The 26,346-nt window shown below is 57.6% G+C and carries 34 protein-coding genes; all 34 read left to right on the forward strand.

The genetic code is table 11. The features are described 5' to 3' along the window. Positions 1-3 precede the first annotated feature (3 nt). The 34 genes from sigH (at position 4) to rplR (ending at position 26,338) form a co-directional block, all read left to right on the forward strand. Entirely contained in the window at positions 4-651 is a 648-nt protein-coding gene (sigH, locus tag JI721_RS07655) for an RNA polymerase sporulation sigma factor SigH (protein ID WP_274457736.1), read from the forward strand. Positions 652-963: 312 nt separating this feature from the next. Beyond that, positions 964-1,113, forward strand: a complete 150-nt coding sequence (rpmG, locus tag JI721_RS07660; protein WP_274457429.1) for a 50S ribosomal protein L33 — start codon at positions 964-966, stop codon at positions 1,111-1,113. Positions 1,114-1,145: 32 nt separating this feature from the next. Next, the gene (secE, locus tag JI721_RS07665) at positions 1,146-1,403 is read left to right on the forward strand and encodes a preprotein translocase subunit SecE (RefSeq protein ID WP_274457430.1); all 258 of its coding nucleotides are present in this window, start codon (positions 1,146-1,148) and stop codon (positions 1,401-1,403) included. A 39-nt stretch (positions 1,404-1,442) separates the two neighbouring features. Continuing rightward, the gene (gene nusG, locus JI721_RS07670) at positions 1,443-1,988 is read left to right on the forward strand and encodes a transcription termination/antitermination protein NusG (RefSeq protein ID WP_274457738.1); all 546 of its coding nucleotides are present in this window, start codon (positions 1,443-1,445) and stop codon (positions 1,986-1,988) included. 120 nt (positions 1,989-2,108) lie between these two features. Further along, positions 2,109-2,537 (forward strand): 50S ribosomal protein L11, encoded by a 429-nt coding sequence (gene rplK, locus JI721_RS07675; protein WP_274457431.1) that lies wholly within the window; start codon positions 2,109-2,111, stop codon positions 2,535-2,537. A 100-nt stretch (positions 2,538-2,637) separates the two neighbouring features. Beyond that, positions 2,638-3,342 (forward strand): 50S ribosomal protein L1, encoded by a 705-nt coding sequence (rplA, locus tag JI721_RS07680; protein ID WP_274457432.1) that lies wholly within the window; start codon positions 2,638-2,640, stop codon positions 3,340-3,342. 244 nt (positions 3,343-3,586) lie between these two features. Further along, positions 3,587-4,087: a 50S ribosomal protein L10 gene (gene rplJ / locus JI721_RS07685; protein WP_274457433.1), complete on the forward strand. Its 501-nt coding sequence runs from the start codon at positions 3,587-3,589 to the stop codon at positions 4,085-4,087. A 126-nt stretch (positions 4,088-4,213) separates the two neighbouring features. After that, positions 4,214-4,582, forward strand: a complete 369-nt coding sequence (gene rplL / locus JI721_RS07690) for a 50S ribosomal protein L7/L12 (protein ID WP_274457434.1) — start codon at positions 4,214-4,216, stop codon at positions 4,580-4,582. Between the two features lie 197 nt (positions 4,583-4,779). After that, the gene (locus tag JI721_RS07695; protein ID WP_274457435.1) at positions 4,780-5,385 is read left to right on the forward strand and encodes a class I SAM-dependent methyltransferase; all 606 of its coding nucleotides are present in this window, start codon (positions 4,780-4,782) and stop codon (positions 5,383-5,385) included. A gap of 356 nt (positions 5,386-5,741) precedes the next feature. Then, positions 5,742-9,272, forward strand: a complete 3,531-nt coding sequence (rpoB, locus tag JI721_RS07700) for a DNA-directed RNA polymerase subunit beta (protein ID WP_274457436.1) — start codon at positions 5,742-5,744, stop codon at positions 9,270-9,272. A 63-nt stretch (positions 9,273-9,335) separates the two neighbouring features. Then, positions 9,336-12,971: a DNA-directed RNA polymerase subunit beta' gene (gene rpoC, locus JI721_RS07705; protein ID WP_274457438.1), complete on the forward strand. Its 3,636-nt coding sequence runs from the start codon at positions 9,336-9,338 to the stop codon at positions 12,969-12,971. Between the two features lie 210 nt (positions 12,972-13,181). After that, the gene (locus tag JI721_RS07710; protein ID WP_274457439.1) at positions 13,182-13,433 is read left to right on the forward strand and encodes a ribosomal L7Ae/L30e/S12e/Gadd45 family protein; all 252 of its coding nucleotides are present in this window, start codon (positions 13,182-13,184) and stop codon (positions 13,431-13,433) included. Between the two features lie 170 nt (positions 13,434-13,603). Beyond that, positions 13,604-14,023, forward strand: a complete 420-nt coding sequence (gene rpsL, locus JI721_RS07715) for a 30S ribosomal protein S12 (protein ID WP_274457440.1) — start codon at positions 13,604-13,606, stop codon at positions 14,021-14,023. Between the two features lie 117 nt (positions 14,024-14,140). After that, complete coding sequence (gene rpsG, locus JI721_RS07720) at positions 14,141-14,611, forward strand: 30S ribosomal protein S7 (protein ID WP_274457441.1); 471 nt, start codon at positions 14,141-14,143, stop codon at positions 14,609-14,611. Positions 14,612-14,683: 72 nt separating this feature from the next. Next, positions 14,684-16,759 (forward strand): elongation factor G, encoded by a 2,076-nt coding sequence (fusA, locus tag JI721_RS07725; RefSeq protein ID WP_274457442.1) that lies wholly within the window; start codon positions 14,684-14,686, stop codon positions 16,757-16,759. A gap of 20 nt (positions 16,760-16,779) precedes the next feature. Then, positions 16,780-17,967, forward strand: a complete 1,188-nt coding sequence (tuf, locus tag JI721_RS07730; RefSeq protein ID WP_274457443.1) for an elongation factor Tu — start codon at positions 16,780-16,782, stop codon at positions 17,965-17,967. A gap of 229 nt (positions 17,968-18,196) precedes the next feature. After that, a complete protein-coding gene (rpsJ, locus tag JI721_RS07735) occupies positions 18,197-18,505 on the forward strand; it encodes a 30S ribosomal protein S10 (protein WP_274457444.1) in 309 nt (102 codons plus the stop codon). A 109-nt stretch (positions 18,506-18,614) separates the two neighbouring features. After that, the gene (rplC, locus tag JI721_RS07740; RefSeq protein WP_274457445.1) at positions 18,615-19,238 is read left to right on the forward strand and encodes a 50S ribosomal protein L3; all 624 of its coding nucleotides are present in this window, start codon (positions 18,615-18,617) and stop codon (positions 19,236-19,238) included. A gap of 25 nt (positions 19,239-19,263) precedes the next feature. After that, on the forward strand, positions 19,264-19,884 hold the full coding sequence (rplD, locus tag JI721_RS07745) for a 50S ribosomal protein L4 (RefSeq protein WP_274457446.1): 621 nt from the start codon (positions 19,264-19,266) through the stop codon (positions 19,882-19,884). Next, the gene (gene rplW / locus JI721_RS07750; RefSeq protein ID WP_274457740.1) at positions 19,881-20,171 is read left to right on the forward strand and encodes a 50S ribosomal protein L23; all 291 of its coding nucleotides are present in this window, start codon (positions 19,881-19,883) and stop codon (positions 20,169-20,171) included. Before rplD ends, rplW begins: the two co-directional genes overlap by 4 nt. A gap of 73 nt (positions 20,172-20,244) precedes the next feature. Continuing rightward, positions 20,245-21,075, forward strand: a complete 831-nt coding sequence (gene rplB / locus JI721_RS07755; RefSeq protein ID WP_274457447.1) for a 50S ribosomal protein L2 — start codon at positions 20,245-20,247, stop codon at positions 21,073-21,075. Positions 21,076-21,141: 66 nt separating this feature from the next. Then, entirely contained in the window at positions 21,142-21,423 is a 282-nt protein-coding gene (gene rpsS, locus JI721_RS07760) for a 30S ribosomal protein S19 (protein WP_274457448.1), read from the forward strand. Between the two features lie 27 nt (positions 21,424-21,450). After that, positions 21,451-21,801, forward strand: coding sequence for a 50S ribosomal protein L22 (rplV, locus tag JI721_RS07765; RefSeq protein WP_274457449.1), 351 nt, complete (start codon positions 21,451-21,453; stop codon positions 21,799-21,801). A 6-nt stretch (positions 21,802-21,807) separates the two neighbouring features. After that, a complete protein-coding gene (gene rpsC, locus JI721_RS07770) occupies positions 21,808-22,473 on the forward strand; it encodes a 30S ribosomal protein S3 (protein ID WP_274457450.1) in 666 nt (221 codons plus the stop codon). Positions 22,474-22,476: 3 nt separating this feature from the next. Continuing rightward, positions 22,477-22,911, forward strand: a complete 435-nt coding sequence (rplP, locus tag JI721_RS07775; RefSeq protein WP_274457451.1) for a 50S ribosomal protein L16 — start codon at positions 22,477-22,479, stop codon at positions 22,909-22,911. Beyond that, positions 22,901-23,098, forward strand: a complete 198-nt coding sequence (gene rpmC, locus JI721_RS07780) for a 50S ribosomal protein L29 (protein WP_274457452.1) — start codon at positions 22,901-22,903, stop codon at positions 23,096-23,098. Before rplP ends, rpmC begins: the two co-directional genes overlap by 11 nt. Positions 23,099-23,118: 20 nt before the next feature. Then, positions 23,119-23,379 carry a 30S ribosomal protein S17 gene (gene rpsQ, locus JI721_RS07785; RefSeq protein ID WP_274457453.1) on the forward strand — a complete coding sequence of 87 codons (261 nt, stop codon included), beginning with the start codon at positions 23,119-23,121 and terminating at the stop codon, positions 23,377-23,379. A gap of 28 nt (positions 23,380-23,407) precedes the next feature. After that, positions 23,408-23,776, forward strand: a complete 369-nt coding sequence (gene rplN, locus JI721_RS07790; protein ID WP_274457454.1) for a 50S ribosomal protein L14 — start codon at positions 23,408-23,410, stop codon at positions 23,774-23,776. A gap of 26 nt (positions 23,777-23,802) precedes the next feature. Further along, positions 23,803-24,126 (forward strand): 50S ribosomal protein L24, encoded by a 324-nt coding sequence (gene rplX, locus JI721_RS07795; RefSeq protein WP_274457455.1) that lies wholly within the window; start codon positions 23,803-23,805, stop codon positions 24,124-24,126. 23 nt (positions 24,127-24,149) lie between these two features. Then, positions 24,150-24,692: a 50S ribosomal protein L5 gene (gene rplE / locus JI721_RS07800; protein WP_307016424.1), complete on the forward strand. Its 543-nt coding sequence runs from the start codon at positions 24,150-24,152 to the stop codon at positions 24,690-24,692. Between the two features lie 37 nt (positions 24,693-24,729). Further along, a complete protein-coding gene (locus tag JI721_RS07805; protein WP_274457456.1) occupies positions 24,730-24,915 on the forward strand; it encodes a type Z 30S ribosomal protein S14 in 186 nt (61 codons plus the stop codon). 32 nt (positions 24,916-24,947) lie between these two features. Beyond that, positions 24,948-25,346 carry a 30S ribosomal protein S8 gene (rpsH, locus tag JI721_RS07810; RefSeq protein WP_274457457.1) on the forward strand — a complete coding sequence of 133 codons (399 nt, stop codon included), beginning with the start codon at positions 24,948-24,950 and terminating at the stop codon, positions 25,344-25,346. A gap of 27 nt (positions 25,347-25,373) precedes the next feature. Beyond that, entirely contained in the window at positions 25,374-25,913 is a 540-nt protein-coding gene (rplF, locus tag JI721_RS07815; RefSeq protein WP_274457458.1) for a 50S ribosomal protein L6, read from the forward strand. A 56-nt stretch (positions 25,914-25,969) separates the two neighbouring features. Then, positions 25,970-26,338 (forward strand): 50S ribosomal protein L18, encoded by a 369-nt coding sequence (gene rplR, locus JI721_RS07820; RefSeq protein ID WP_274457459.1) that lies wholly within the window; start codon positions 25,970-25,972, stop codon positions 26,336-26,338. Positions 26,339-26,346: the final 8 nt, after the last annotated feature.

A 26,346-nucleotide genomic window follows, 5' to 3' on the forward strand; every position in this document is an offset into this window, starting at 1 on the left:
GCAATGCAGTTAGACGAGTCCCAGACTTTGCCGCTTGAGGCCCGAACGGATGAAGAGCTGGTTGAGGCCGTGCGAAACGGCGACCATGAAGCGCTGGAGTACTTGATTCATAAGTACCGGAACTTCGTACGCGCGAAAGCTCGTTCCTATTTTCTGATCGGTGCCGACCGGGAAGATATTGTTCAGGAAGGCATGATTGGGCTGTACAAGTCGATTCGTGACTTCCGCGAAGATAAGTTGGCCTCCTTCAAAGCGTTTGCGGAACTCTGCATTACAAGGCAGATTATTACGGCCATCAAGACCGCGACGCGACAGAAACACATTCCGCTAAATTCTTATGTTTCCCTGGACAAACCGATTTACGAGGAAGACTCGGACCGAACCCTGCTGGATGTGATTTGTGCGGTGCGCGTCACAGACCCAGAGGAATTGGTCATTCACCAGGAAGAATTTGATGATATTGAAGACCGCATGGCTGAGCTGCTCTCCGACTTGGAACGCAAGGTGCTGATGTTGTATCTGGATGGGCGCTCCTATCAGGAGATCGCAGTCGATTTGGAACGGCACGTGAAGTCGATTGACAATGCGCTGCAGCGCGTGAAGCGGAAGCTGGAAAAGTACTTGGCGTATCGGAGCAACGCGTACGCGTGAAGCGCCGGACGACCGTGAATGCCGGTGCCGCGACAGACAGGCGTAAACATGGGCAGACAGCTGCACCTCGGTGTGCGTTGTTTGCCCATTTTAATCCACCGGGCTGATTCGCGCGCGAGGGAACATCCAGCAGCGGAAGCGCGGGATGCTTGAAGCGGCGGGTTGGCTCTCCTCTGTCATTATGTTGACACGCCACCATCATTATGATAATGTAACGGAGGTATGCGGGTCTCCGACGACGGAGGTTCGTTATTTTATATTCCAAAATATCGGTCGCTGCCTGCGACAGCCTCGTCAAGGGAGGTGCCCAGAATGCGTGTTATCATCACATTGGCATGTACGGACTGCAAACAGCGTAATTACACGACGGTCAAGAACAAGAAGAATGACCCCGACCGCGTTGAATTCAAGAAGTTCTGCCGCTACTGCAACAGTCACACCGTTCATCGGGAGACTCGCTAAGGCTGGCCGAACAAGAAGTGGGGTACTTGGCAGTGGAGAAATCAAAACCGACGGTGGTTCGAAACCTGTCTGACGCAAAACAGAATACCGGGGAGTCGAACCGGCGCTCGGGTCCGGTTGCTTTCATTCGGGAGACGTTTTGGGAACTGAAACGGGTTCGCTGGCCGCGTCGGAAAGAGGTTGTCAATTATACGGCAGCCGCGCTCATTATGTGCGCCCTCATGGGCGTGCTGGTATGGGCTTTTGACATAGGTGTCGCAAAAGTATTGTCACTGATTGGGCTGGTCTAATTGCTTGACATAGGGGGTGCGGGGCATACCGCCCTCGGCATGGAGAACCTCGAAAAGAACTGGTACGTGATTCACACATACTCTGGATACGAAAACAAGGTGAAGAACAACCTGGAGAGTCGTGTTCAGACGATGGGGATGGAAGACAAGATTTTTCGCATCATGGTCCCCACCGAGGAAGAACTGGAAGTGAAGAACGGCAAGAAACGCGTCGTTCAGCGCAAGGTCTTCCCGGGGTATGTGTTGGTTGAAATGATCATGACGGACGATTCGTGGTATGTCGTCCGCAATACACCAGGCGTCACCGGCTTTGTTGGATCGCCCGGCGGCGGGTCCAAACCTGTGCCGCTCATGCCGGCAGAAGTCCGTATGATTCACAGGCAAATGGGCGTGGATGAAGTCAAAACCCGGATTGACTATGAGGTTGGCGAAGCGGTTCGTATTGTGGATGGACCGTTTGCGGATATGATTGGGACGGTTGAGGAAATCAACAGTGACCAGGAGAAACTCCGCGTGCTCGTCTCCATGTTTGGTCGAGAGACCCCTATGGAACTTGACTTTACGCAGGTAGAAAAGCTATCCTGACACTTCGGGGGCGCGAAAGTGTACATGCCTTTCGCGCGCATCACACGCTTTCCATCGGAGGCGTGGTTCGTGGGAGGGCGTTGCCCGATCACCACTTTATAGGCGAAGGAGCTGGACGTCGTGCCAAAAAAGATCATTAAAATCGTAAAGCTGCAAATCCCAGCCGGAAAAGCAACACCGGCCCCTCCGGTCGGACCTGCGTTGGGTCAAGCCCAGGTAGGGAACATCATGGGCTTTTGTAAGGAGTTCAACGCGCGGACCGCTGACCAGGCCGGGTTGATCATCCCGGTTGTTCTGTATGTGTACGAAGACCGTTCGTACACCTTTGATTTGAAGACGCCGCCGGCTGCGGTTCTTCTGAAAAAAGCTGCGGGCATTGAGACGGCTTCCGCAGAGCCGAACAAGAAAAAAGTCGCGACGCTGAAGCGGGCAAAGGTTCGTGAAATCGCCGAGCAAAAGATGCCGGACCTGAATGCGGCGGATGTCGAGGCAGCCATGCGCATGGTGGAAGGTACGGCCCGGAGCATGGGGATTGTCATCGAAGACTAATGAAGTCTGTCCGCGGCGCGTTTCGCGGACATATCCATTGCGGTGATTTTCTGCGAAATTGTGGGAGGTTTTATGCCGCATCACCACAGGAGGTAGAGACATGTCAACGACAACAAAACGGCTGTCCAAGGCCGCTGAGCAAGTCGATCGAAACAAATTGTACGATGCCCGCGAGGCGCTGGCGCTGGTGAAAGAACTTGCGACCGCGAAGTTCAATGAAACCGTTGAGGTTGCCGCGCGTCTGGGGGTCGATCCAAAGAAACAGGACCAGCAGGTCCGCGGCGCGGTTGTGCTTCCGAACGGCACGGGGAAAACCGCTCGTGTCCTGGTGTTCGCCAAGGGTGACAAGGCGAAGGAAGCGGAAGCGGCCGGGGCGGATTACGTCGGTGACGACGATATGATTCAGAAGGTGTCGCAAGGCTGGTTTGATTTCGACGTGGTGGTCGCAACGCCGGATATGATGGGCGCGGTTGGCCGGCTGGGCCGCGTGCTTGGGCCGAAGGGTCTGATGCCGAACCCGAAGACGGGGACGGTCACACTGGACGTGACGCGTGCCGTTCAGGAAATTAAAGCAGGTAAGATTGAATACCGTCTGGACAAGGCGGGCATCATCCATGCGCCCATCGGCAAGATATCGTTTGACACCGAGCAGCTGGTCGCAAACTTCCACGCATTGATGGACGCCCTGCAAAAGGCGAAACCGTCCGGGGCCAAAGGTCAATACTTCAAGAGTGTGACCGTCAGCTCCACGATGGGGCCTGGCGTCCGCGTGAACGTGCAGCGTATTCTGCCGTCTGCCGAGTAATCGGTTCGCGGGGAACCTCAAAAGGCGTGCCTTGACTTTTCGCGGGCGATTCGGTAGGATAGCATCTGTCGCGCCTGTACGGGTGGTTATGCCAAACTTCATCTGTTTGGAACCGTAGAACGTAGGTCCGTCGAAGACGGAGAATGGGAGACCGCCTACCGAGGTTCGCGAACCGTTTCGATACGGAATTTTGTCGCGCCTCCGCTCTGCGGAGGCGCTTTTGTCAGGGAGGTGTAATGACCCAGTGGGAGTTCGTGAAGAGAAGGTAAAGGTTGTTGAAGAGATTGCAGATCGTCTGACGCGCAGTAAGAGCACGATTGTCACGGACTATCGCGGCCTGGACGTCGCGGAAGTGACGGAGCTGCGCAGACAGCTGCGCGAGGCGGGCATCGAGTATCAAGTGTTGAAAAACACACTCACGCGCAGGGCAGCTGACAAGGTGAATCTGACCGACCTGCACGCGTATTTGACGGGTCCGACGGCGATTGCATTCGGGTATGACGACCCGGTCACGCCGGCCAAGATTTTGAACGACTTTGCGAAACGGCACAAGGACCTGGAGTTGAAGGGCGGTATCGTCGAAGGGCGCGTCATCAGTGCGGCGGAAGTCGCCAATCTGGCGTCCCTGCCCAGCCGGGAAGGCTTGCTTTCGATGCTGCTCAGCGTCCTGCAGGCGCCGATGCGGAATTTCGCCTATGCCGTCAAGCAGGTGGCAGAGCAAAAGGAACAGGGTGCAGAAGCCTAATCCCAGCGTTCGAATTACGGCAGCCTCGTCACAATGACCTAGTCCACGAGACGGGCTTCAGCAGAACGAAACGACGGCGTTTCATCGCCGCAGCAAGTCACTATGGAATCACAGGAGGCGTTCGAGTTGTCTAAAGAAGATATTCTGCAAGCGATTAAAGAGATGTCTGTACTCGAGTTGAACGATTTGGTCAAGGCGATTGAAGAAGAGTTTGGCGTAACGGCTGCGGCTCCGGTCGCGGTGGTTGGCGGCGCTGCTGCCGGCGGCGAAGAAGCTGCGGAACAGAGCGAATTTGATGTCATCCTCACCAACGCTGGCGGATCCAAGATTGGCGTTATCAAGGTTGTCCGTGAAATCACCGGTCTCGGCCTGAAGGAAGCGAAGGACCTGGTCGACGGCGCACCGAAACCCATCAAGGAGAAGGTTGGCAAGGAAGAGGCCGAGTCCATCAAGGCGAAACTGGAAGAGGCCGGCGCAACCGTCGAAATCAAGTAACTGCGTTTGCAGGAACGACGCCCGCACGTGTCGTCGTGGCTGTGCGGGTGTTTTGCAAGGAAACATACAGGTGCGGCAGGGTGGGCGCTTCTCATCCTGCCTCGAGGGTGGGGCACTCGCGCGACGGGTGCCCCGTTCCGCCCTTTGTGGGGGCGCCTGCGTTCTGGAACTGGAACGTTGAGGGGAGTGGTCCGTCCGTGTCCGATCACTATTACTCGCAGTCGCCAACGAGCGCAACCCAGCTTCGCGAAATCACGATTCGGGCGCGCGGCATGACGCGCACGGTCTGGACCGACAATGGTGTCTTCTCCAAGCAGGGGCTCGACTATGGCACGCGCCTGCTCGTGGAGACGGTGGAACTGCCGGAAGAGGGCACTGTGGTCGATCTCGGCTGCGGCTATGGCGCCGTGACCGCGCTCCTCGCACCGCTCTACCCGAAGCTGGCGTTCCTCATGCTGGACGTCAATGAGCGGGCGGTGGCGCTGGCTGTCAAAAACACCCAATTTGCTGCCGATCGCGTCCGCGCATACGTGAGTGACGGCTTTGCGGCGGTGCCGGAAGCAGCGGCGGATGCGATTCTCCTCAATCCTCCCATCCGGGCTGGGAAGCAGGTCGTGTATCGGCTGTTTGACGAAGCGGCAGACCATCTCAACGCAGCGGGTGCCTTGTGGGTCGTGATCCACAAGAAGCATGGCGCAGAAAGCGCGCGGCGTCATCTGGAAGGCCGGTACGAGGTCACACTGGTGGAGCGGGCTGCCGGCTATCACATTTTTCGCTGCGTGAGAATCGAAAGGCTCAGTTGACACGATATTTGCGGTGTGGTATAGTCTCTTAATGCAAAACTCTCTAAGAACGGAGCTGAATCCCCATTACCGTACGTGTCACCAGATAAATCGAAAACGGATATCCGCAAAATGTGGTTCGAGCAACCTCATTTTATTTTTGTTTTGTCTGAGCTTGCTTCGAAAGGGTGTCCGAAAAGGGGTGAATTCCGTGGTGAGCCTGGCTTGTGCGACAACCGCCGACGTTCGTTCATTGCGTGAAACCATTCCCGGTTTGTCCGGAGCGTGCGGCGCGGTGGATGGATGCGAGATTCCACCCTTTTTCGGGCTATCGCTTTACATGTGAGCACTTGAATTCAGCATGAGGGGTGACGGATTTGCGGGGACACATGGTCAAGTATGGGTGGCGTGAACGACGGTCATACGCGCGCATCCGCGAAGTGCTGGATCTGCCGAATTTAATCGAGATTCAGCAAAAGTCGTACGAGTGGTTCCTCCGTGAAGGGCTGCACGAAATGTTTGCTGATATTTCGCCCATTCAGGACTTCACAGGGAATCTGGTGCTGGAGTTTATCGACTACAGCTTGGGCGAGCCAAAGTACGATGTGGATGAGTCCAAGGAACGCGACGTCACCTACGCTGCGCCGCTGCGCGTGAAGGTGCGCTTGATTAACAAGGAGACGGGCGAGGTCAAGGAGCAGGAAGTGTTCATGGGAGACTTCCCGCTGATGACGGAAACCGGCACGTTCATCATCAATGGTGCCGAACGCGTCATCGTCAGCCAGTTGGTCCGCTCTCCCAGTGTCTATTTTAACAGCAAAATCGATAAAAATGGCAAGCGGACATTTGCCGCGACCGTCATTCCGAACCGGGGCGCCTGGTTGGAGTTTGAGACCGACGCCAAGGACATTGTGTATGTCCGGATTGACCGGACGCGCAAGCTGCCCATCACGGTGCTGCTGCGTGCGCTCGGACTCTCCACCGATGCGGAGATTATCAATCTGCTCGGCGAAGACGAGTACCTCCAGAATACACTCGACAAAGACACCACCGACTCGACCGACCGCGCGCTCGTCGAAATCTACGAGCGTCTGCGTCCGGGTGAGCCGCCGACGGTTGAAAACGCGCGCGCGCTCCTTACGTCGCGGTTCTTCGATCCGAAGCGCTATGACCTTGCGAACGTCGGCCGGTACAAGATTAACAAGAAGCTGCACATCAAAAACCGCCTGCTCAACCAGCGGCTCGCAGAGACGCTGGTAGATGCCGACACCGGGGAAATTATTGCGGAGGCTGGGCAGGTCATTGACCGCCGGCTGCTTGACAAAATCATTCCCCACCTGGAAGGCAATGTCGGACGCTTCAGCGTTCGCGGCACGCGCGACTTGACCGAAGAAGACGAGATCCCGCTGCAGATGGTCAAGATTTTCAGCCCGACCGAAGACGGCAAAATCCTGCACGTCATCGGCAACGGCGGCGTGCCAAGAAACGTCAAGCACATTCTCCCGGCGGACATCCTGGCTGCGGTGAGCTATTTCTTCAACCTGCTCCACGGTGTCGGGGACACGGACGACATTGACCACCTCGGCAACCGCCGGCTGCGCTCGGTGGGCGAACTGCTGCAGAACCAGTTCCGAATTGGGTTGTCCAGAATGGAACGCGTGGTGCGGGAGCGCATGTCCATTCAGGATGCGAACGCCATCACGCCGCAGGCGCTCATCAACATCCGGCCGGTCATCGCGGCCATCAAGGAGTTCTTTGGGTCCAGCCAGTTGTCTCAGTTTATGGACCAGACCAATCCGCTCGCGGAGCTGACGCACAAGCGGCGCTTGTCAGCCCTTGGTCCTGGCGGTTTGACACGCGAACGTGCCGGTTTCGAAGTGCGCGACGTTCACCCGTCCCACTATGGCCGGATGTGTCCAATTGAGACGCCTGAAGGTCCGAACATCGGGCTCATCAACTCTCTCTCATCGTATGCGCGCATCAACGAGTACGGCTTCATTGAAACGCCGTATCGGCGGGTCGATCCGGACACGGGCGCCGTAACTGACCAAATCGATTACCTGACAGCGGACGAAGAGGACAACTACGTGGTCGCGCAGGCGAACGCGAAGCTGGACGAAAACGGTCGTTTCGTCGAGGACGAAGTGGTCGCCCGCTACCGTGACGAAGTGCTGACGGTCCCGCGTGACCGTGTCGACTACATGGATGTGTCGCCGAAACAGGTCGTTTCGGTTGCGACCGCCATGATTCCGTTCCTGGAAAACGACGACGCGAACCGTGCGTTGATGGGGTCCAACATGCAGCGCCAGGCGGTTCCGCTCCTGGTCACGGATGCGCCGTTGGTCGGCACCGGCATGGAGCATCAAGCCGCCAAGGACTCCGGCGTCTGTGTGGTCGCAAAACGCGGCGGCGTTGTTGAGCGCGTGACGGCGCGCGAAATTTGGGTGCGGGTCGAGGAAGAAGTGGACGGAAAGCTCGTCAAGGGCGACCTCGATAAATACAAGCTGCAAAAGTTTACCCGCTCAAACCAGAACACGTGCATCAACCAGCGTCCGATTGTGAAGGCCGGCATGCGCGTGCAAAAGGGCGACATCCTCGCGGACGGTCCGGCGACCGATATGGGCGAGATCGCGCTTGGACGCAACGTGCTGGTCGCCTTCATGACGTGGGAAGGGTATAACTACGAAGACGCGATTCTCCTGTCGGAGAAGATGGTGAAGGAGGATGTCTACACCTCCATTCACATTGAAGAATACGAGCTGGAAGCGCGCGACACGAAGCTGGGGCCGGAAGAAATCACCCGGGACATTCCGAACGTGGGTGAGGACGCGCTGAAAAACCTGGATGAGCGCGGTGTGATTCGCATTGGCGCGGAAATCACGACCGGCGACATCCTGGTCGGCAAAGTAACGCCCAAGGGCGTGACGGAGCTGACGGCAGAGGAACGCTTGCTGCACGCGATTTTCGGGGAAAAGGCACGTGAAGTACGTGACACCTCGCTGCGCGTCCCGCACGGCGGCGCTGGCATCGTGGTGGACGTCAAGGTGTTCACGCGGGAGAACGGCGACGAACTCCCGGCGGGTGTGAACCAGCTCGTCCGGGTCTATATTGCCCAGAAGCGGAAAATTTCCGAGGGCGACAAAATGGCAGGACGTCACGGCAACAAGGGTGTTGTGGCGCGCATCCTGCCGGAGGAAGACATGCCGTTCCTGGAGGATGGGACACCGGTCGAGATTGTCCTGAATCCGCTGGGTGTGCCGTCTCGAATGAACATTGGACAGGTGCTGGAGATGCATCTGGGCATGGCGGCGAAGGCACTGGGCATCCGCATCGCGACGCCCGTGTTCGATGGGGCCCGTGCCGAGGACGTGTTCGACACGCTGGAGGAAGCCGGGTTTGCCCGCGACGGCAAGCATGTGCTGTACGACGGGCGCACGGGTGAGCCGTTCGAGAACCGCGTCGCCGTGGGGTATGTCTACATGCTGAAGCTGGCTCACTTGGTCGATGACAAGATTCATGCGCGGTCGACCGGTCCGTACTCGCTGGTCACACAGCAGCCGCTGGGTGGTAAGGCGCAGTTCGGAGGTCAGCGGTTCGGCGAGATGGAAGTCTGGGCGCTGGAAGCGTACGGTGCAGCCTACACCCTGCAGGAAATTCTGACGGTCAAGTCGGACGATGTGGTCGGGCGCGTGAAGACGTACGAAGCCATCGTCAAGGGTGAAAACGTACCGGAGCCTGGCGTGCCGGAGTCCTTCAAGGTGTTGATCAAAGAACTGCAGAGCCTCGGCATGGACGTGAAAATCCTGAGCGAGGACGAGCAGGAGATTATTATGCGGGAGAGCGACGAAGACGAGGACAGCGGAGAAAAGCTGAACCTGAATCTCGAAATGCACGAAGTCGGCGACTGAACCCTGACACTGGTCGGGAACGATTGAACGGCGGTTCAGCTGAAGAAAAAGGGAGGATGCTCCTTGCTGGATGTCAACAACTTCGAGTTTATGAAGATTGGGCTCGCCTCACCGGAAAAAATCCGGTCCTGGTCGCACGGTGAAGTGAAAAAGCCGGAGACGATCAACTACCGGACGCTGAAGCCTGAAAAGGAAGGCTTGTTCTGCGAAAAGATTTTTGGTCCTCAGCGCGACTGGGAGTGCCACTGCGGAAAATACAAGCGGGTTCGTTACAAGGGCGTTGTCTGTGACCGCTGCGGCGTGGAAGTGACCCGTGCCAAGGTGCGCCGGGAGCGCATGGGCCACATCGAACTGGCTGCGCCGGTCTCGCACATCTGGTACTTCAAGGGCATTCCGAGCCGCATGGGCCTGGTGCTCGACATGTCGCCGCGCGCACTCGAAGAGGTCATTTACTTCGCTTCCTATGTGGTGACCGACCCGGGCGATACGCCGCTCGAGAAGAAGCAGCTGCTCAGCGAGAAGGAGTATCGTTCCTATCGCGAAAAGTACGGCTACGCCTTCCAGGCTGGCATGGGCGCGGAGGCGATTCGCAAACTGCTCCTGGACATCGATATGGACAGGGAAGTTGAGATGCTCAAGGAGGAGTTGCGCACCGCGCAGGGACAACGCCGCAATCGAGCCATCAAGCGGCTTGAAGTACTGGAGGCGTTCCGCAATTCGGGCAACCATCCCAGCTGGATGATTCTCGAAGCGCTGCCCGTGATCCCGCCGGATTTACGGCCGATGGTGCAGCTGGACGGCGGCCGGTTTGCGACCTCCGACTTGAACGACCTGTACCGCCGGGTCATCAACCGCAACAATCGTCTGAAGCGTCTGCTTGACCTGGGGGCGCCGGACATCATTGTGCAAAACGAAAAGCGCATGCTGCAGGAAGCCGTGGACGCGCTCATCGACAACGGCCGCCGCGGCCGTCCGGTGACAGGGCCCGGCAACCGCCCGCTGAAATCCTTGTCGCATATGCTCAAGGGTAAGCAGGGCCGGTTCCGTCAGAACCTGCTCGGAAAGCGCGTCGACTACTCCGGCCGTTCCGTCATTGTTGTCGGACCGGAACTGCGCATGTTCCAATGCGGTTTGCCGAAAGAAATGGCGCTCGAGCTGTTTAAGCCGTTCGTGATGAAAGAACTGGTGTCCCGCGGACTCGCACACAACATCAAGAGTGCGAAGCGGAAAGTGGAGCGCGTCTCGCCTGAGGTGTGGGACGTCGTGGAGGATGTCATCAAGGAGCATCCCGTGCTCTTGAACCGCGCACCGACACTGCACCGCCTGGGCATTCAGGCGTTCGAACCGGTGCTGGTGGAAGGGCGCGCGATTAAGCTGCATCCGCTCGTCTGCACCGCCTACAACGCGGACTTCGACGGCGACCAGATGGCTGTGCACGTGCCGCTGTCTGCCGAGGCGCAGGCGGAAGCCCGTCTGCTCATGCTGGCGGCGCACAACATCCTGAACCCGAAAGACGGCAAGCCGGTCGTCACGCCGACGCAGGACATGGTGCTGGGTCCGTACTACCTGACCATCGAAAAGCGCGGCGCACCGGGCGAAGGCCGAATCTTTGCCGACCCGTTCGAAGTGTACATGGCGCTGCAGCACCATGAGATCACGCTGCACAGCCGGATCGCCCTGCCGGCGGCATCGCTGGGCAAGACGTCCTTTACGCCGGCTCAGCAGAACGGCATGCTGCTGACGACGCCTGGCAAGTTGATCTTCAACGAAGTGTTCCCGGCCGACTTCCCGTACCTGAACTCGGCGGCGAAGAGCAACCTCTTGGAGGGGGCGCCGGACGAGACGTTTGTCCTGGAGAAGGGCGTCAACATCCGCGAGCGGATTGAAGCGCGGCCGATTCCGAAGCCGATTATCAAGAAGGACCTGGGGAACATCCTCGGCGAGTGCTTCCGCCGCTACGGTACGACGATGACCAGTGAGATTCTGGACAAAGTCAAGAAGCTGGGTTTCCATTACTCGACGCGGGCCGGCATCACCATCTCCGTCGCGGACATCATCGTGCCGGAGGAGAAGGCGAAGATCATCGAAGAGGCAGAAGCCCGCGACCATCGCCTGATGCAGCAGTACCGCCGCGGTTTGATTACGGAAGAAGAACGGTACGTCTCGTTCAGCCAAATCTGGACGGAAGCGAAAGAGAAGCTGTCTCAGACGCTGATGACCAGCATGGACGAGTTCAACTCCATTTACATGATGGCAACGTCCGGTGCGCGCGGCAGCAACTCGCAGATCACGCAGCTCGCAGGCATGCGCGGTTTGATGGCCAACCCGTCCGGCCGCATCATCGAGCTGCCGATTAAGTCGAACTTCCGCGAAGGCCTGACGGTGTTGGAGTACTTCATCTCCACGCACGGTGCGCGGAAAGGGCTGGCGGACACGGCGCTGCGGACCGCTGACTCCGGTTACCTGACGCGCCGCCTGGTGGACGTGGCGCAGGATACCATCGTTCGCCAGGTGGACTGTGGCACGGACAAGGGCTTGCGCGTGGCGGAAATCCGCGACGGCAAAGAAGTCATTGAAGATCTCGCCGACCGCCTCGAAGGCCGCGTTGCCTTCCAGGATGTGTACCATCCCGAGACCGGTGAGAAAATTGTCTCGAAGAACGAGCTGATTGATGCGGAAGCTGCGACGGCGATTGTCGAAGCCGGCATCAAGGAAGTCACGATTCGCTCCGTCCTGACATGCCGTACGCGTCACGGCGTCTGCGTCCAGTGCTATGGGCGCAACCTCGCGACCGGTAAGATGGTCGAGATTGGCGAAGCGGTCGGAATTATTGCCGCGCAGTCCATCGGTGAGCCGGGTACGCAGCTGACGATGCGCACGTTCCACACGGGCGGTGTCGCAGGCGACGACATCACCCAGGGTCTGCCGCGTATTCAGGAATTGTTCGAAGCGCGCAACCCGAAAGGTCAAGCCGTGATCACCGAGTTCGACGGTGTGGTCACCGACATTCGCGAAGCCAAGGACAAGCGCGAGGTGGAAGTGACAGGCGAGAGCGAGACGAAGGTCTACGCCATCCCGTACGGCTCGCGCATCCGCGTCTCGATCAACCAGCCGGTGGAGGCCGGGGACGAGTTGACGGAAGGCTCCGTCGACCCGAAGGAAATGCTGCGCGTCAAGGGTCTGCAAGGCGTACAAAACTACCTGCTGCGTGAAGTGCAGCGCGTATACCGGCTGCAGGGCGTGGATATCAACGACAAGCACGTCGAGGTCATGGTTCGGCAGATGCTGCGCAAGGTCCGCATCCTCGACGCGGGCGATACCGACCTGCTTCCCGGCGCGTATGTAGACCTGTTCGACTACGAGCAGGAGAACCGTAAAGCGCTGCTGGCTGGCGGAGAGCCTGCTGTGGCACGGCCGGCGCTGCTCGGGATTACGAAGGCGTCGCTTGAGACGGACTCCTTCCTGTCCGCGGCGTCGTTCCAGGAGACCACGCGTGTCCTGACGGAGGCCGCCATCAAGGGCAAGGTCGACCGGCTGCTGGGCTTGAAGGAGAATGTGATTATTGGCAAGCTCATCCCGGCTGGAACCGGTATGTCTCGGTACCGGCACATCGAGGTGGTCGCGCCTGCTGAAGAGACGGAGGCGCCTGCGGACGAAGCTGAGTCCACAGATGACCCGGTGCCTGTCTCTGAGTCCTGAGTGGTTGCATATGGGGTGTCGCACGCACTGGGGCGTGTGGCACCCCGTTTGCTGGTGATGCGCGGACAGATGCAGAGTGAACACGGAGCGGGCAGGTGCGCCGACCGCCGTTTCAAATTCCTTGCGATGGAAGTTGACACTGCTGTCTGCAGGATGATAGAATCTCTGAGTGTGCCTAAAGCATGGTCTAGTCTGGGGGAGGCTCCTGCGATGTCTCTTGATCGCATCCACCTGGCGACAAAGCGAACCATCGGGGCAAACCAGACGACCAAGGCGTTACAACAGTCGAAGGTTCGCGAGTTGTTTGTTGCAAAGGACGCAGAAGAGCGCGTCACTCGTCCGCTCGTGTCCGCCGCTCAAGAGAGAGGGATTCCAATCTTTTGGGTGGATTCGATGAAGCAATTGGGCAAGGCTTGCGGCATTGAAGTGGGTGCGGCGACCGCAGCGATTCTGGAAGACTAGAACCGGCTGTGTCAACCGAATGATTCGATACCCCGGCTAAATGACTGGCGGGGTTTCGTATGCGCTTCAACTGCAGTTCCGCTTTTGTCTGCCCGTGCATGAACCACCAGGCACTGTGGACATGAAGAGTTCAGGGTGTTTTGGATTGTGATGAGAAGGGAGGTGCAGTTATGCCGACGATGAATCAGCTGGTCCGCAAAGGACGCAAGGCGATTGTCAAGAAATCAACTGCGCCGGCGCTGCAAAAGGGGTACAACAGTCACTTGAAAGATCAGACGGACCTTCCGTCACCGCAAAAACGCGGTGTTTGCACGCGCGTGGGCACAATGACTCCGAAGAAGCCGAACTCGGCGCTCCGGAAATATGCTCGTGTGCGGTTGACGAACCAGATTGAAGTGACCGCGTACATTCCGGGAATTGGCCACAACCTGCAGGAGCACTCTGTGGTACTGGTGCGGGGCGGCCGTGTCAAGGACCTTCCGGGTGTGCGTTACCACATCGTGCGCGGCGCGCTCGACACGGCAGGCGTGAAAGACCGCCAGCAGGCGCGCTCCAAGTACGGCGCCAAGCGTGCGAAGAAAAAGGCGTAAGGCGTATGACCTGCCAAGCGTGAAACAAACAAGGCGCCGTTCGCAAAGTGGAAGATTGGCTTCTCTTCCGGGCGAACACGCTGTTCTGAAATACTCACTAGGGAAGGAGGCGTAAGCATGCCAAGAAAAGGACCAGTACCAAAACGGGAAGTCATGCCTGACCCGATTTACGGGAACCGTATGGTCACTCGTTTGATCAACAAAGTGATGCTGGATGGCAAGAAGGGTGTCGCGCAGAAGATTGTGTACGGCGCGTTTGATACCATTCGCGAGCGTACGGGCAAAGACCCCATGGAAGTGTTCGAGGCGGCGCTCCGCAACATTATGCCGGTGCTGGAGGTCAAGGCGCGCCGAGTGGGTGGTTCCAACTACCAGGTCCCTGTCGAAGTTCGCAACGAACGGAAGGTGACTCTCGGCATTCGCTGGCTGGTGAACTACGCCCGGCTGCGCGGTGAGCAGACGATGGAACAAAAGCTCGCCAATGAGCTGCTGGACGCTGCGAACAACACGGGCGGCGCCGTGAAGAAGAAGGAAGACACGCACCGCATGGCTGAGGCCAACAAGGCGTTCGCCCACTACCGCTGGTAGGGTGAGTGCGGTGTAAGGCATGCACCCTGGAAATACAAACTCGAATTCAGCCAAAGGGAAGGAGGGTGTTCCTTGCCGCGTGAATTTTCTCTAGAGAAGACGCGAAACATCGGGATCATTGCGCACATCGATGCCGGGAAAACCACCACGACAGAGCGCATCCTGTTTTACACGGGCCGCGTTCACAAGATTGGTGAAGTGCACGATGGCGCTGCAACGATGGACTGGATGGTCCAGGAGCAGGAACGCGGCATCACGATCACGTCGGCCGCGACGACTGCGCAGTGGAAGGGCCATCGTATCAATATCATTGATACGCCGGGCCACGTAGACTTCACGGTCGAGGTGGAACGGTCGCTTCGCGTTCTCGATGGCGCCTGCGGCGTGTTTGATGCCAAAGGCGGCGTGGAGCCTCAGTCCGAGACGGTGTGGCGTCAAGCGGACAAGTACCACGTCCCTCGTATTGCGTACGTGAACAAGATGGACATCATCGGGGCCGACTTCTTGTCCTGCGTGGAGCAGATGCGTACGCGCCTCGGTGCCAAGGCGGTTCCGATTCAGTTGCCAATCGGCGCGGAAGACACCTTTGTCGGGATGATTGACCTTGTGGAGAACAAGGCCATCATCTATACGGATGACCTCGGGACCACGTCGGAAGCTCGGGACATTCCGGAAGACATGAAGGAAATGGCGGAAAAATACCGCACGGAACTCATTGAGGCTGCCGCGGAAGTGGACGAGGAACTGATGATGAAGTACCTGGAAGGGGAAGAAATCACCGTTCCTGAACTGAAAGCCGCGATCCGGAAGGGCACCTGCAATGTGGAACTGTTCCCGGTGCTGTGCGGTTCGTCCTACCGCAACAAAGGTGTTCAGCCGATGCTGGACGCTGTGGTGGACTACCTGCCGTCTCCGCTGGACGTTCCGTCCATTAAGGGTGTGACGATGGACGGCGAGGCGATCGAACGTCACTCCAGTGATGACGAGCCGTTCGCGGCGTTGGCTTTCAAAATCATGACCGACCCGTTCGTGGGTAAGCTGGCGTTCTTCCGGGTCTACTCCGGAACCATCTCCAGTGGGTCGTATGTGATGAACTCGACGAAGGGCAAGCGTGAACGCATTGGACGTATCCTGCAGATGCACGCGAACCACCGCGAGGAAATCGACACCGTGTATGCCGGGGACATTGCGGCTGCGGTGGGGCTGAAAGACACCACAACGGGTGACACCTTGTGTGACGACAAGAACATGGTCATCCTGGAGTCGATGGAATTCCCAGACCCCGTGATTGACGTCGCGATCGAGCCGAAGACCAAGGCCGACCAGGACAAGATGGGCATTGCGCTCGCGAAACTGGCGGAAGAAGATCCGACGTTCCGGACGCACACCAACCAGGAGACGGGACAGACCATCATCTCCGGTATGGGCGAGCTGCACTTGGAGATTATCGTCGACCGTCTGCAGCGCGAGTTCAAGGTCGACTGCAATGTGGGCCGTCCGCAGGTTGCGTACAAGGAAACGATTACCCAGCGTGTCGAGCAGGAAGGCAAGTTCGTTCGTCAGTCGGGTGGACGTGGTCAGTACGGCCATGTCAAAATCATCCTGGAACCGCTGGAACGCGGTGCTGGCTATGTCTTTGAAAACAAGATTGTCGGCGGTGTCGTTCCGAAGGAATACATTCCTGCGGTTGACGAAGGGATTCAGGAAGCGCTGCAGAATGGTGTGGTTGCTGGATACCCGATGATCGACGTGAAGGCGACCATCATCGACGGTTCGTACCATGATGTGGACTCCTCGGAAATGGCCTTCAAAATCGCGGGTTCGATGGCCTTGAAGGCTGGTGCCGCGAAGGCTGGGCCGGTGCTGCTCGAGCCCATCATGCGCGTCGAGGTCACAGTCCCCGAAGAATACATGGGGGACATCATGGGAGATATCAACTCCCGGCGCGGGCGTGTCGAAGGGATGGATCGGCGCGGAAATGCGCAGGTCATTCGCGGCTTCGTTCCGCTGTCCGAGATGTTTGGTTATTCGACGAGCCTGCGGTCTCGTACACAAGGGCGCGGCACCTATTCCATGGAGTTCTACAGCTACGAGGAAGTGCCGAAGTCGATCGCGCAAGAAATCATCGCCAAGAACAAAGGCGAGTAAAGTGAAGGAGTGACTCATTAATGGCAAAGGCGAAATTTGATCGCAGCAAACCGCACGTGAATGTTGGCACGATTGGTCACGTTGACCACGGCAAGACCACGTTGACTGCTGCCATTACCACCATCCAGGCTTCGAAGGGTAAGGCGCAGGCGCAGAAGTACGATGAAATTGACAAGGCTCCGGAAGAGCGCGAGCGCGGTATTACGATTAATACAGCGCACGTGGAATACGAGACGGATGCTCGTCACTACGCCCACGTTGACTGCCCGGGCCATGCTGACTATGTCAAGAACATGATCACCGGTGCTGCCCAGATGGACGGTGCGATTTTGGTTGTGTCTGCGGCAGATGGTCCGATGCCACAAACCCGTGAGCACATCCTGCTTGCTCGTCAGGTCGGCGTTCCTTACATTGTTGTGTTCCTGAACAAGTGCGACATGGTCGACGACGAAGAACTGCTCGAACTCGTCGAAATGGAAGTCCGTGAACTGTTGTCCGAGTATGAATTCCCGGGCGACGACATCCCGGTCATCCGCGGTTCCGCGTTGAAGGCGCTCGAAGGCGACCCGAACTGGACCAAGGCGATCGACGAACTGATGGATGCGGTTGACAACTACATTCCGACGCCGGAGCGCGACATTGACAAGCCGTTCCTGATGCCGGTCGAAGACGTGTTCACGATTACGGGCCGTGGTACAGTCGCAACGGGTCGTGTGGAACGCGGTTCGTTGAAGGTTGGCGACGAAGTCGAGATCGTCGGTTTGGCAGAAGAGAGCCGCAAGACGGTCGCGACCGGTATCGAGATGTTCCGCAAGCTGCTCGATGCTGCGCAGGCTGGCGACAATATCGGTGCGCTGCTCCGCGGCGTGGAGCGTAAGGATGTGGAGCGTGGCCAGGTGTTGGTGAAGCCGGGCTCCATCAAGCCGCACACCGCCTTCAAGGCTGAGGTGTACGTCTTGACGAAAGAGGAAGGTGGACGCCATACACCGTTCTTCAACGGCTACCGTCCGCAGTTCTACTTCCGCACCACCGACGTGACGGGCGTTGTGAAGCTGCCGGAAGGCACGGAAATGGTGATGCCTGGCGATAACGTGACGATGGACGTTGAGCTCATCGCCCCCATCGCCCTCGAGGAAGGGACGCGCTTCGCAATTCGTGAAGGCGGCCGTACCGTGGGCGCAGGCGTTGTCAGCCAGATCTCGAAGTAATTCGAGTTTCCAATTTACGAGGGAGCCAAGAAATACTTGGCTCCCTCGTTTGTTGATTGTTTGTGATTTGTGCTTGTGTTTGGGGTGAACGTCTAGTATAATTTCAAATGTTGGTCTCTGACGGCTATGAAGCAGAAGGTTGCTCATGTGCCCATGCCATATGGGGCACCACTGAGGAGAATTTCTGTGGAGCATGTCCAAATCATTGGGCGACAAAGGAGGGAAACATATGGCGAAGCAGAAGATTCGGATCCGCTTGAAGGCGTACGATCATCAAATTCTTGATCAGTCCTCTGAGAAGATTGTCGATACCGCGAAGCGGTCTGGCGCACACGTGTCCGGTCCGATTCCGTTGCCGACGGAACGTACGGTCTACACGATTCTCCGTGCACCGCACAAGTACAAGGATTCGCGCGAGCAGTTTGAAATGCGGACACACAAGCGTTTGATCGACATTCTCAATCCGACGCCTCAGACTGTGGATGCACTGATGCGGCTCGATCTGCCGTCTGGCGTGGATATTGAAATTAAATTGTAATCGTAAGGAAGCGGTATGACATGCGTGGCACCGTTGTTACGCGGTCTGCTGCGGGATTCGGAGCGGAGGTCGGGAATACGCCGCCGTTCGGCTCCAGGGAGGTGCGTTTATGAAAGGCATCTTGGGGCGCAAGTTGGGTATGACACAGGTGTTTACGGAAGACGGCACCGTTATTCCGGTCACTGTGATAGAAGCAGGCCCCTGCGTCGTTCTTCAAAAGAAAGAAGTGGCCTCTGATGGGTATGAGGCTGTTCAATTAGGGTTTGCGGACAAGAAGCCGAAGCGGGCCACCAAGGCTGAACAGGGACATGCGCAAAAGGCGAACACGGCACCGAAGCGGTACGTTCGCGAACTGCGCGGTGTAGACCTGTCGCAGTATGAGGTGGGCCAGCTGCTGGGCGCAGATGTGTTCGCGGAAGGCGAAATTGTAGACGTCATTGGTACGTCGAAGGGCAAAGGTTACGCCGGCCCCATCAAGCGGCACAACCAGCATCGCGGTCCGATGGCACACGGTTCCAAATACCATCGTGGTGTCGGCTCGCTGGGTTCGATTGCGGCAAACCGCGTGTTCAAAGGTCAAACAATGGCTGGGCGCATGGGCGGCGCGCGTACGACGGTTCAGAACCTGGTGGTCGTGCGGGTGGACGCGGAGCGCAACCTGTTGTTGGTGAAGGGTGCAATTCCTGGGCCCAAAAACGCCTTTGTGACCGTTCGTACGGCGAAGAAGGCGTAAGCAAGCCTGAAAGGAGGGCAATCAAATGCCGAAAGTGGCTGTATTCAATGTGAATGGCGACCAGGTGGGTGAAATCGAACTGGATGAACGGCTGTTTGGTGCGCCGGTGCGTCCGGATTTAATGCACCAGGTGGTCCTGATGTACCTGGCAGGACAGCGTCAGGGCACCCACGATGTGAAGGGTCGTTCGGAAGTGCGCGGTGGTGGACGGAAACCATGGCGCCAGAAAGGAACGGGCCGCGCGCGTCAGGGCAGCACGCGTGCGCCGCAGTGGACGGGCGGTGGCGTGGTCTTTGGTCCGACGCCTCGGTCCCATAAGTTCCGCATCCCGAAGAAAGTTCGCCGCTTAGCGCTGTACAGCGCGCTGTCGTCGAAGGTGGATGACGGGAAGCTGCTTGTGCTGGAAAACCTCGAGCTGCCGGAAGCCAAGACGAAACACGTGGCGGCGTTGTTAAAACGGTTTTCGCTCGAGAAGGCTCTGATTGTGGACGCACAGCCGCAAGATGATGCTGCGCGTTCGACGCGCAATATTCCTGGCGTGAAATACGTGGGGGCCAATGGTGTCAACGTATACGATGTGCTGCGTCACGACACGCTGGTGCTGACCAAGGACGCCATTGCCAAGGTGCAGGAGGTGTTCGCCTGATGGATCCGCGGGATCTGATTAAGCGGCCGGTCATTACCGAGAAGTCCACGAGCCTGATGGAAAATCATCAGTACGTGTTCGAAGTCGACAAGCGGGCCAACAAGACCGAGATCCGCCAGGCGGTTGAAAAACTGTTTGGCGTCAAGGTGGAGAAGGTCAATACGATGATTGTTCCGGCGAAGAAGAAGCGGGTCGGCCGAAACGTCGGATATACATCCGAGTGGAAGAAGGCCATCGTGAAGCTGACGCCGGATTCGAAAGCCATCGAAATCTTCGAAGGCGCCTGAACACGGCAGGCGGCGGAAACGCCGAGGCACGAGTTGCCGGGGATGACCCGGCGCGGAAAGGGAGGTTCTGTCAGTGGGCATCAAAAAGTATCGCCCAACTTCACCGGGACGGCGATTTATGTCGGTGTCGACTTTTGAAGAGTTGACCACTGATCAACCCGAGAAGTCACTGCTGGCACCGCTCAAGAAGCGGGCTGGCCGAAACCACCAGGGCAAGATTACGGTGCGCCATCACGGCGGCGGCCACAAGCGGCAGTATCGCATTATTGATTTCAAGCGCAATAAGGACGGGGTTCCGGCGAAGGTTGCAACCATTGAGTACGATCCGAACCGGTCAGCGCGCATCATGCTTCTGCATTATGCGGACGGCGAAAAGCGTTACATTCTCGGGGTGCACGGGCTGAAAGTGGGGGACGTCGTCGTCTCGGGTCCGGATGTGGACATTAAACCAGGCAACGCGCTTCCGCTCGCGAACATTCCGGTCGGTACCGTGATCCACAATGTCGAGTTGAAACCTGGCAAGGGTGGACAGATGGTTCGCTCGGCTGGCGCGTCGGCGCAGTTGATGGCGAAGGAAGGCAACTACGCGCAGGTCCGCCTCGGTTCTGGCGAAGTTCGTTTGGTCCGCCTCGAGTGCCGCGCGACCATTGGTCAGGTCGGCAACCTCGACCACGAGAACATCAACATCGGTAAGGCGGGACGCTCCCGCTGGCTGGGCAAGCGTCCGACGGTCCGCGGTGTCGTCATGAACCCGGTGGACCACCCGCACGGCGGTGGCGAAGGGCGTGCGCCAGTCGGCCGCAAGTCGCCGATGTCTCCGTGGGGCAAGCCAACCCTCGGCAAGAAGACGCGGAAGAAGAATCATCCGACCGACAAGTACATTGTGCGTCGTCGGAAGAAGTAATTCGATTCCGGTCGCGCCGGTCCCGATGCACTTGGTTGGGCCGGCTCCAGAAAGGAGGACAGGAGCATGGGTCGCTCTTTAAAGAAAGGACCATTTTGCGACGATTACCTGATGAAAAAGGTAGAAGCAATGAATGCGAGTGGAGAGAAGCGCGTGATCAAGACGTGGTCGCGCCGCTCGACCATCTTCCCGCAGTTTGTTGGACATACATTCGGTGTGCATGACGGACGAAAGCATGTTCCGGTCTATGTCAGCGAAGATATGGTCGGTCACAAGCTTGGCGAGTTCGCTCCGACCCGTACGTTCAAGGGTCACGCGGGCGACGAAAAAGCTTCGAGATCCCGCTAAGCGGTGGACTAGAAGGAGGAACTTAGCATGGAAGCGACGCAAGCGCGCGCCGTGGCCAGGTACATCCGAATCGCACCGCGCAAAGTGCGGCTCGTAGTGGACCTGATCCGCGGAAAGCGGGTTGGAGAGGCGCTGGCGATTCTGAAGTTCACGCCACGCGGCGCTTCTCCGGTGGTTGAGAAAGTACTGCGCTCCGCGGTTGCGAATGCGGAGAACAACCACAACCTGGACGTTGACAATTTGTTTGTGAAAGAGGTCTTTGTTGACCAGGGACCGACGTTGAAGAGATTCCACCCTCGTGCACAGGGACGGGCATACAGCGTTTTCAAGCGCACGAGTCACATTACGGTGGTTGTTGCCGAAAAGAAGGAGGGATAACGGCGAATGGGTCAAAAGGTAAATCCTGTTGGACTGCGTATCGGTATCATTCGAGATTGGGAGTCCCGCTGGTTTGCGAACAAGAAAGACTATCAGGACCTGCTGCATGAAGACCTGAAAATCCGCCAGTACGTGTTCCGGCGGCTGAAGGACGCTGCGGTTGCGTCTGTGGACATCGACCGGGCTGCCACGCGGATCAACATCACGATTCATACGGCGAAGCCAGGCATGGTCATCGGGAAGGGCGGTACGGAGGTCGACGCGCTTCGCAACGAACTGAATGCCTTGACTGGGAAACGGGTGCACATTTCCATTTCGGAAATCAAGAATCCTGACCTTTCCGCGAAACTGGTGGCCGACAACATTGCTGCCCAGCTCGCTCGCCGCGTGTCGTTCCGCCGGGCCATGAAGCAGGCGATTCAGCGTTCGCTGCGCAACGGCGCGAAGGGCATTCGCGTACAGGTTTCCGGGCGCTTGGGCGGCGCGGAAATTGCCCGCACCGAGGGGTACTCGGAAGGCACGGTTCCACTGCACACGCTGCGCGCGGATATCGATTACGCGTTGTCTGAGGCGCACACGACTTATGGACGCATCGGTGTGAAGGTCTGGATTTACAGGGGCGAAATCCTGCCAAAACGGGCCCGGAAAGGCGTCGAAGAAGGGAGCAACTAAACCATGTTGATGCCAAAGCGTGTCAAACACCGCAAGGAACACCGCGGCCGGATGACAGGGCAGTCCAAAGGCGGCAACGAGGTCACCTTCGGCGAGTACGGACTGCAAGCTCTGGAGCCAGCTTGGGTGACCAACCGTCAGATTGAAGCGGCCCGTATCGCGATGACGCGTTACATCCGCCGCGGCGGTAAAGTGTGGATTAAGATTTTTCCGAGCAAGCCTGTGACTCAGAAACCGGCTGAGACCCGTATGGGAAGCGGTAAAGGTTCTCCGGAGAAGTGGGTTGCAGTTGTCAAGCCGGGCCGTATCTTGTTTGAATTGGCCGGCGTAAATGAGGAAATTGCGCGCGAGGCAATGCGCTTGGCCGCACACAAACTTCCGATCAAGACGAAGTTTGTAGTCCGTGACGAAGTGGGTGGTGAGGCTGATGAAAGCTAACGAACTTCGTGAGTTGTCCAACGAGGAAATCGAAGGCCGCATCGACCAGCTGAAGGACGAACTGTTCAACCTCCGGTTCCAACTCGCGACGGGTCAGCTTGAGAATCCGATGCGAATTGGCCAGGTTCGGAAGGACATTGCCCGGGCGAAGACGATTTTGAGACAGCGCGAACTGGGCATCGGCTAAACCGAAGGGAGGTTCAATGAATGGAGCGTAACTATCGGAAGGTCCGGGTCGGTAAAGTGGTCAGCGACAAGATGGATAAAACCATCGTGGTGGCTGTTGAGGAGTACGTGAAGCATCCGTTGTATGGAAAGACCATGCGCCGGACAACCAAGTTCAAGGCGCACGACGAAAACAACGAAGCCAAGATGGGCGATACGGTTCGCATCATGGAGACCCGTCCGCTCAGCAAGGAGAAGCGCTGGCGGCTGGTGGAAATCGTTGAGAAAGCTGTTGTGATTTAATCACGACCGTACGAAAGGAGGCAGGGCGATGATTCAACCGCAAACGAGACTTGTGGTGGCTGACAACACGGGCGCGAAGGAGATTATGTGCTTCCGCGTGCTGGGCGGCTCGAACCGCAAGACAGCAAACATTGGCGATGTCATTGTCGCTTCTGTGAAGAGTGCAACACCCGGCGGCGTTGTCAAGAAGGGCGACGTTGTGAAGGCGGTCATTGTGCGTACGAAGCGCGGGGTTCGTCGTACCGATGGGTCGTACATCCGCTTTGATGAAAATGCTGCGGTGATTATCCGCGAAGACAAGAGCCCGCGAGGGACGCGTATTTTTGGACCCGTTGCGCGCGAGCTGCGCGACCGTGAGTTCATGAAAATTATCTCCCTGGCGCCTGAAGTTCTGTAAGCCATGGGGTCAAGGAGGTGCGGAACGTGCCGAAACTTCATGTGAAAAAGGGCGACAAGGTCGTCGTGATCGCAGGAAAAGACAAGACGAAGACGGGCCGGGTGCTGGCTGTCTATCCGAAGGAGCAGCGTGTGCTGGTAGAAGGTGTGAACATCGTGAAACGTCACACCAAGCCGAGCATGGCTTACCAGGAGGGCGGCATTATCGAGAAAGAGGCGCCTGTGCATGTGTCCAATGTGCAACTGGTTGATCCGAAGACGGGAGCGCCGACACGGATTGGATACAAGGTTTTGGAAGATGGAAAGAAAGTACGGTATGCCAAAAAGTCTGGCGAAGTGATTGACGAGTAGCCAGGTGAAAGGAGGGATTCTCGGTGTCCCGCTTACGTGAATTGTACGAAGGAACCGTCGCGAAAGAGCTCATGAACAAGTTTCAATATAAATCCGTGATGCAGGTTCCGCGAATCGAGAAAGTTGTCATTAACATGGGGCTCGGCGAGGCCACGCAGAATCCAAAGGTCATTGACTCCGCGTTGGAAGACCTGACGTTGATTGCAGGTCAAAAGCCTGTTGTCACGCGCGCGAAGAAGTCGATTGCACAATTCCGCGTGCGCCAGGGAATGCCGATTGGTGTAAAAGTGACACTTCGCGGCGAGCGGATGTATCACTTCCTGGATAAGCTGATGAATGTCGCGCTGCCGCGCGTTCGTGACTTCCGCGGGGTTTCGCCTCGCGCGTTCGACGGACGTGGCAACTACACCTTGGGCCTGCGCGAACAGTTGATTTTTCCGGAAATCGACTACGACAAGGTAGACAAGGTGCGTGGCATGGAAGTCGTCGTGGTGACCACGGCGCGGTCTGACGAGGAAGCACGGGCGCTGTTGTCGGCGCTTGGCATGCCGTTCCGCCAGGCTTGATTCGGGGAAAATTTGAATCCGTGGGAGGCAGACAGGCATGGCGAAAAAATCCATGATCGCGAAAGCCCAGCGGAAACCGAAGTTCAGCACACAAGCCTATACGCGCTGCCGCATCTGTGGTCGCCCGCATTCGGTGCTGCGCAAGTTCGGTATCTGCCGCATTTGTTTTCGCGAACTGGCCTATAAGGGCCAATTGCCGGGCGTGAAGAAGGCGAGCTGGTAAGATCCGCTCGTACGGAAGGAGGTTCCGATTCAATGGTCATGACTGATCCGATTGCAGACATGCTCACCCGAATCCGCAATGCCAACTTGGTTGGCCATGAAAAGGTCGAGATTCCGGGATCAAATATCAAACGTTCCATTGCTGAAATCCTGAAACGCGAAGGGTACATTCGTGACGCTGAGTTCATCGCCGATGACAAGCAGGGTGTGATTCGCGTGTTCATGAAGTACGGGAAGAACCAGGAGCGTGTCATCACCGGGCTCAAGCGCATCAGCAAGCCTGGGTTGCGGGTTTACGCGTCACATGACAACCTGCCGCGCGTACTGGGTGGACTTGGCACCGCGATCATCTCGACGTCCAAGGGGATTATGACGGACAAAGAGGCTCGCAAAGAGAAGATTGGTGGAGAGGTTCTCTGCTACATTTGGTAAACGCTGGACGCGGACGGAGGTGGAACAATGTCTCGTATCGGTAGAAAGCCGATTGCTATCCCATCCGGTGTCGAGGTTCAGGTCAATGGCAATGCAGTGACGGTGAAGGGGCCGAAAGGCACCTTGCAGCGAACCCTGCACCCGGACATGAAGCTCGTCATCAATGACAATGAACTTGTGGTGGAACGTCCTAGTGACAGCAAGTTGCACCGAAGCCTGCATGGCACGACGCGCAGTGTCGTAGCCAACATGGTGGAGGGCGTCACGAACGGATTCGCGAAAAACCTGGAACTGGTCGGCGTCGGCTATCGTGCCGCCAAGAGCGGTTCGAAGGTCACGTTGTCGCTCGGTTTCTCCCATCCGGTAGAATTGCCGGCTGTGGACGGAATTGAGGTCGAAGTGCCTGCTGCGACGAAACTGGTCGTGCGGGGCATTGACAAGGAGCTCGTCGGAATTTATGCGGCAAAAGTCCGTGACATCCGCAGACCTGAACCTTACAAGGGTAAAGGAATTCGCTACGAGAATGAAGCGGTGCGCCGCAAGGTTGGTAAGACCGGTAAGAAGTAATCGATGCCGCGTGTGAACGCAAGTAGTTCGCACGTTGTCGGAAAGGAGCGAGAGGCATGATCACGAAGGATGATCGCAACCGGGCGCGGAAACACCGCCACCTGCGCGTGCGGAAACGGATTTCCGGCACCGAGGCGCGGCCGCGTTTGAACGTATACCGATCGAACAAGAACATCTATGCACAGGTCATCAACGATGTGAACGGTACGACGCTCGTCAGCGCATCTTCGCTTGACAAAGAACTGGCTGAAGAACTGAAGAACGGCGGAACCGTGGAGGCAGCGCGTAAAGTCGGCGCATTGGTCGCCAAGCGGGCCATTGCCAAGGGTGTCACATCGGTTGTGTTCGACCGCGGCGGCTACCTGTATCACGGACGGGTGCAGGCGCTGGCAGAAGCTGCGCGTGAAAACGGGCTGCAATTCTAACGAAAGAG

The organism is Alicyclobacillus cycloheptanicus, assembly GCF_028751525.1.
Lineage (GTDB): Bacteria > Bacillota > Bacilli > Alicyclobacillales > Alicyclobacillaceae > Alicyclobacillus_L > Alicyclobacillus_L cycloheptanicus.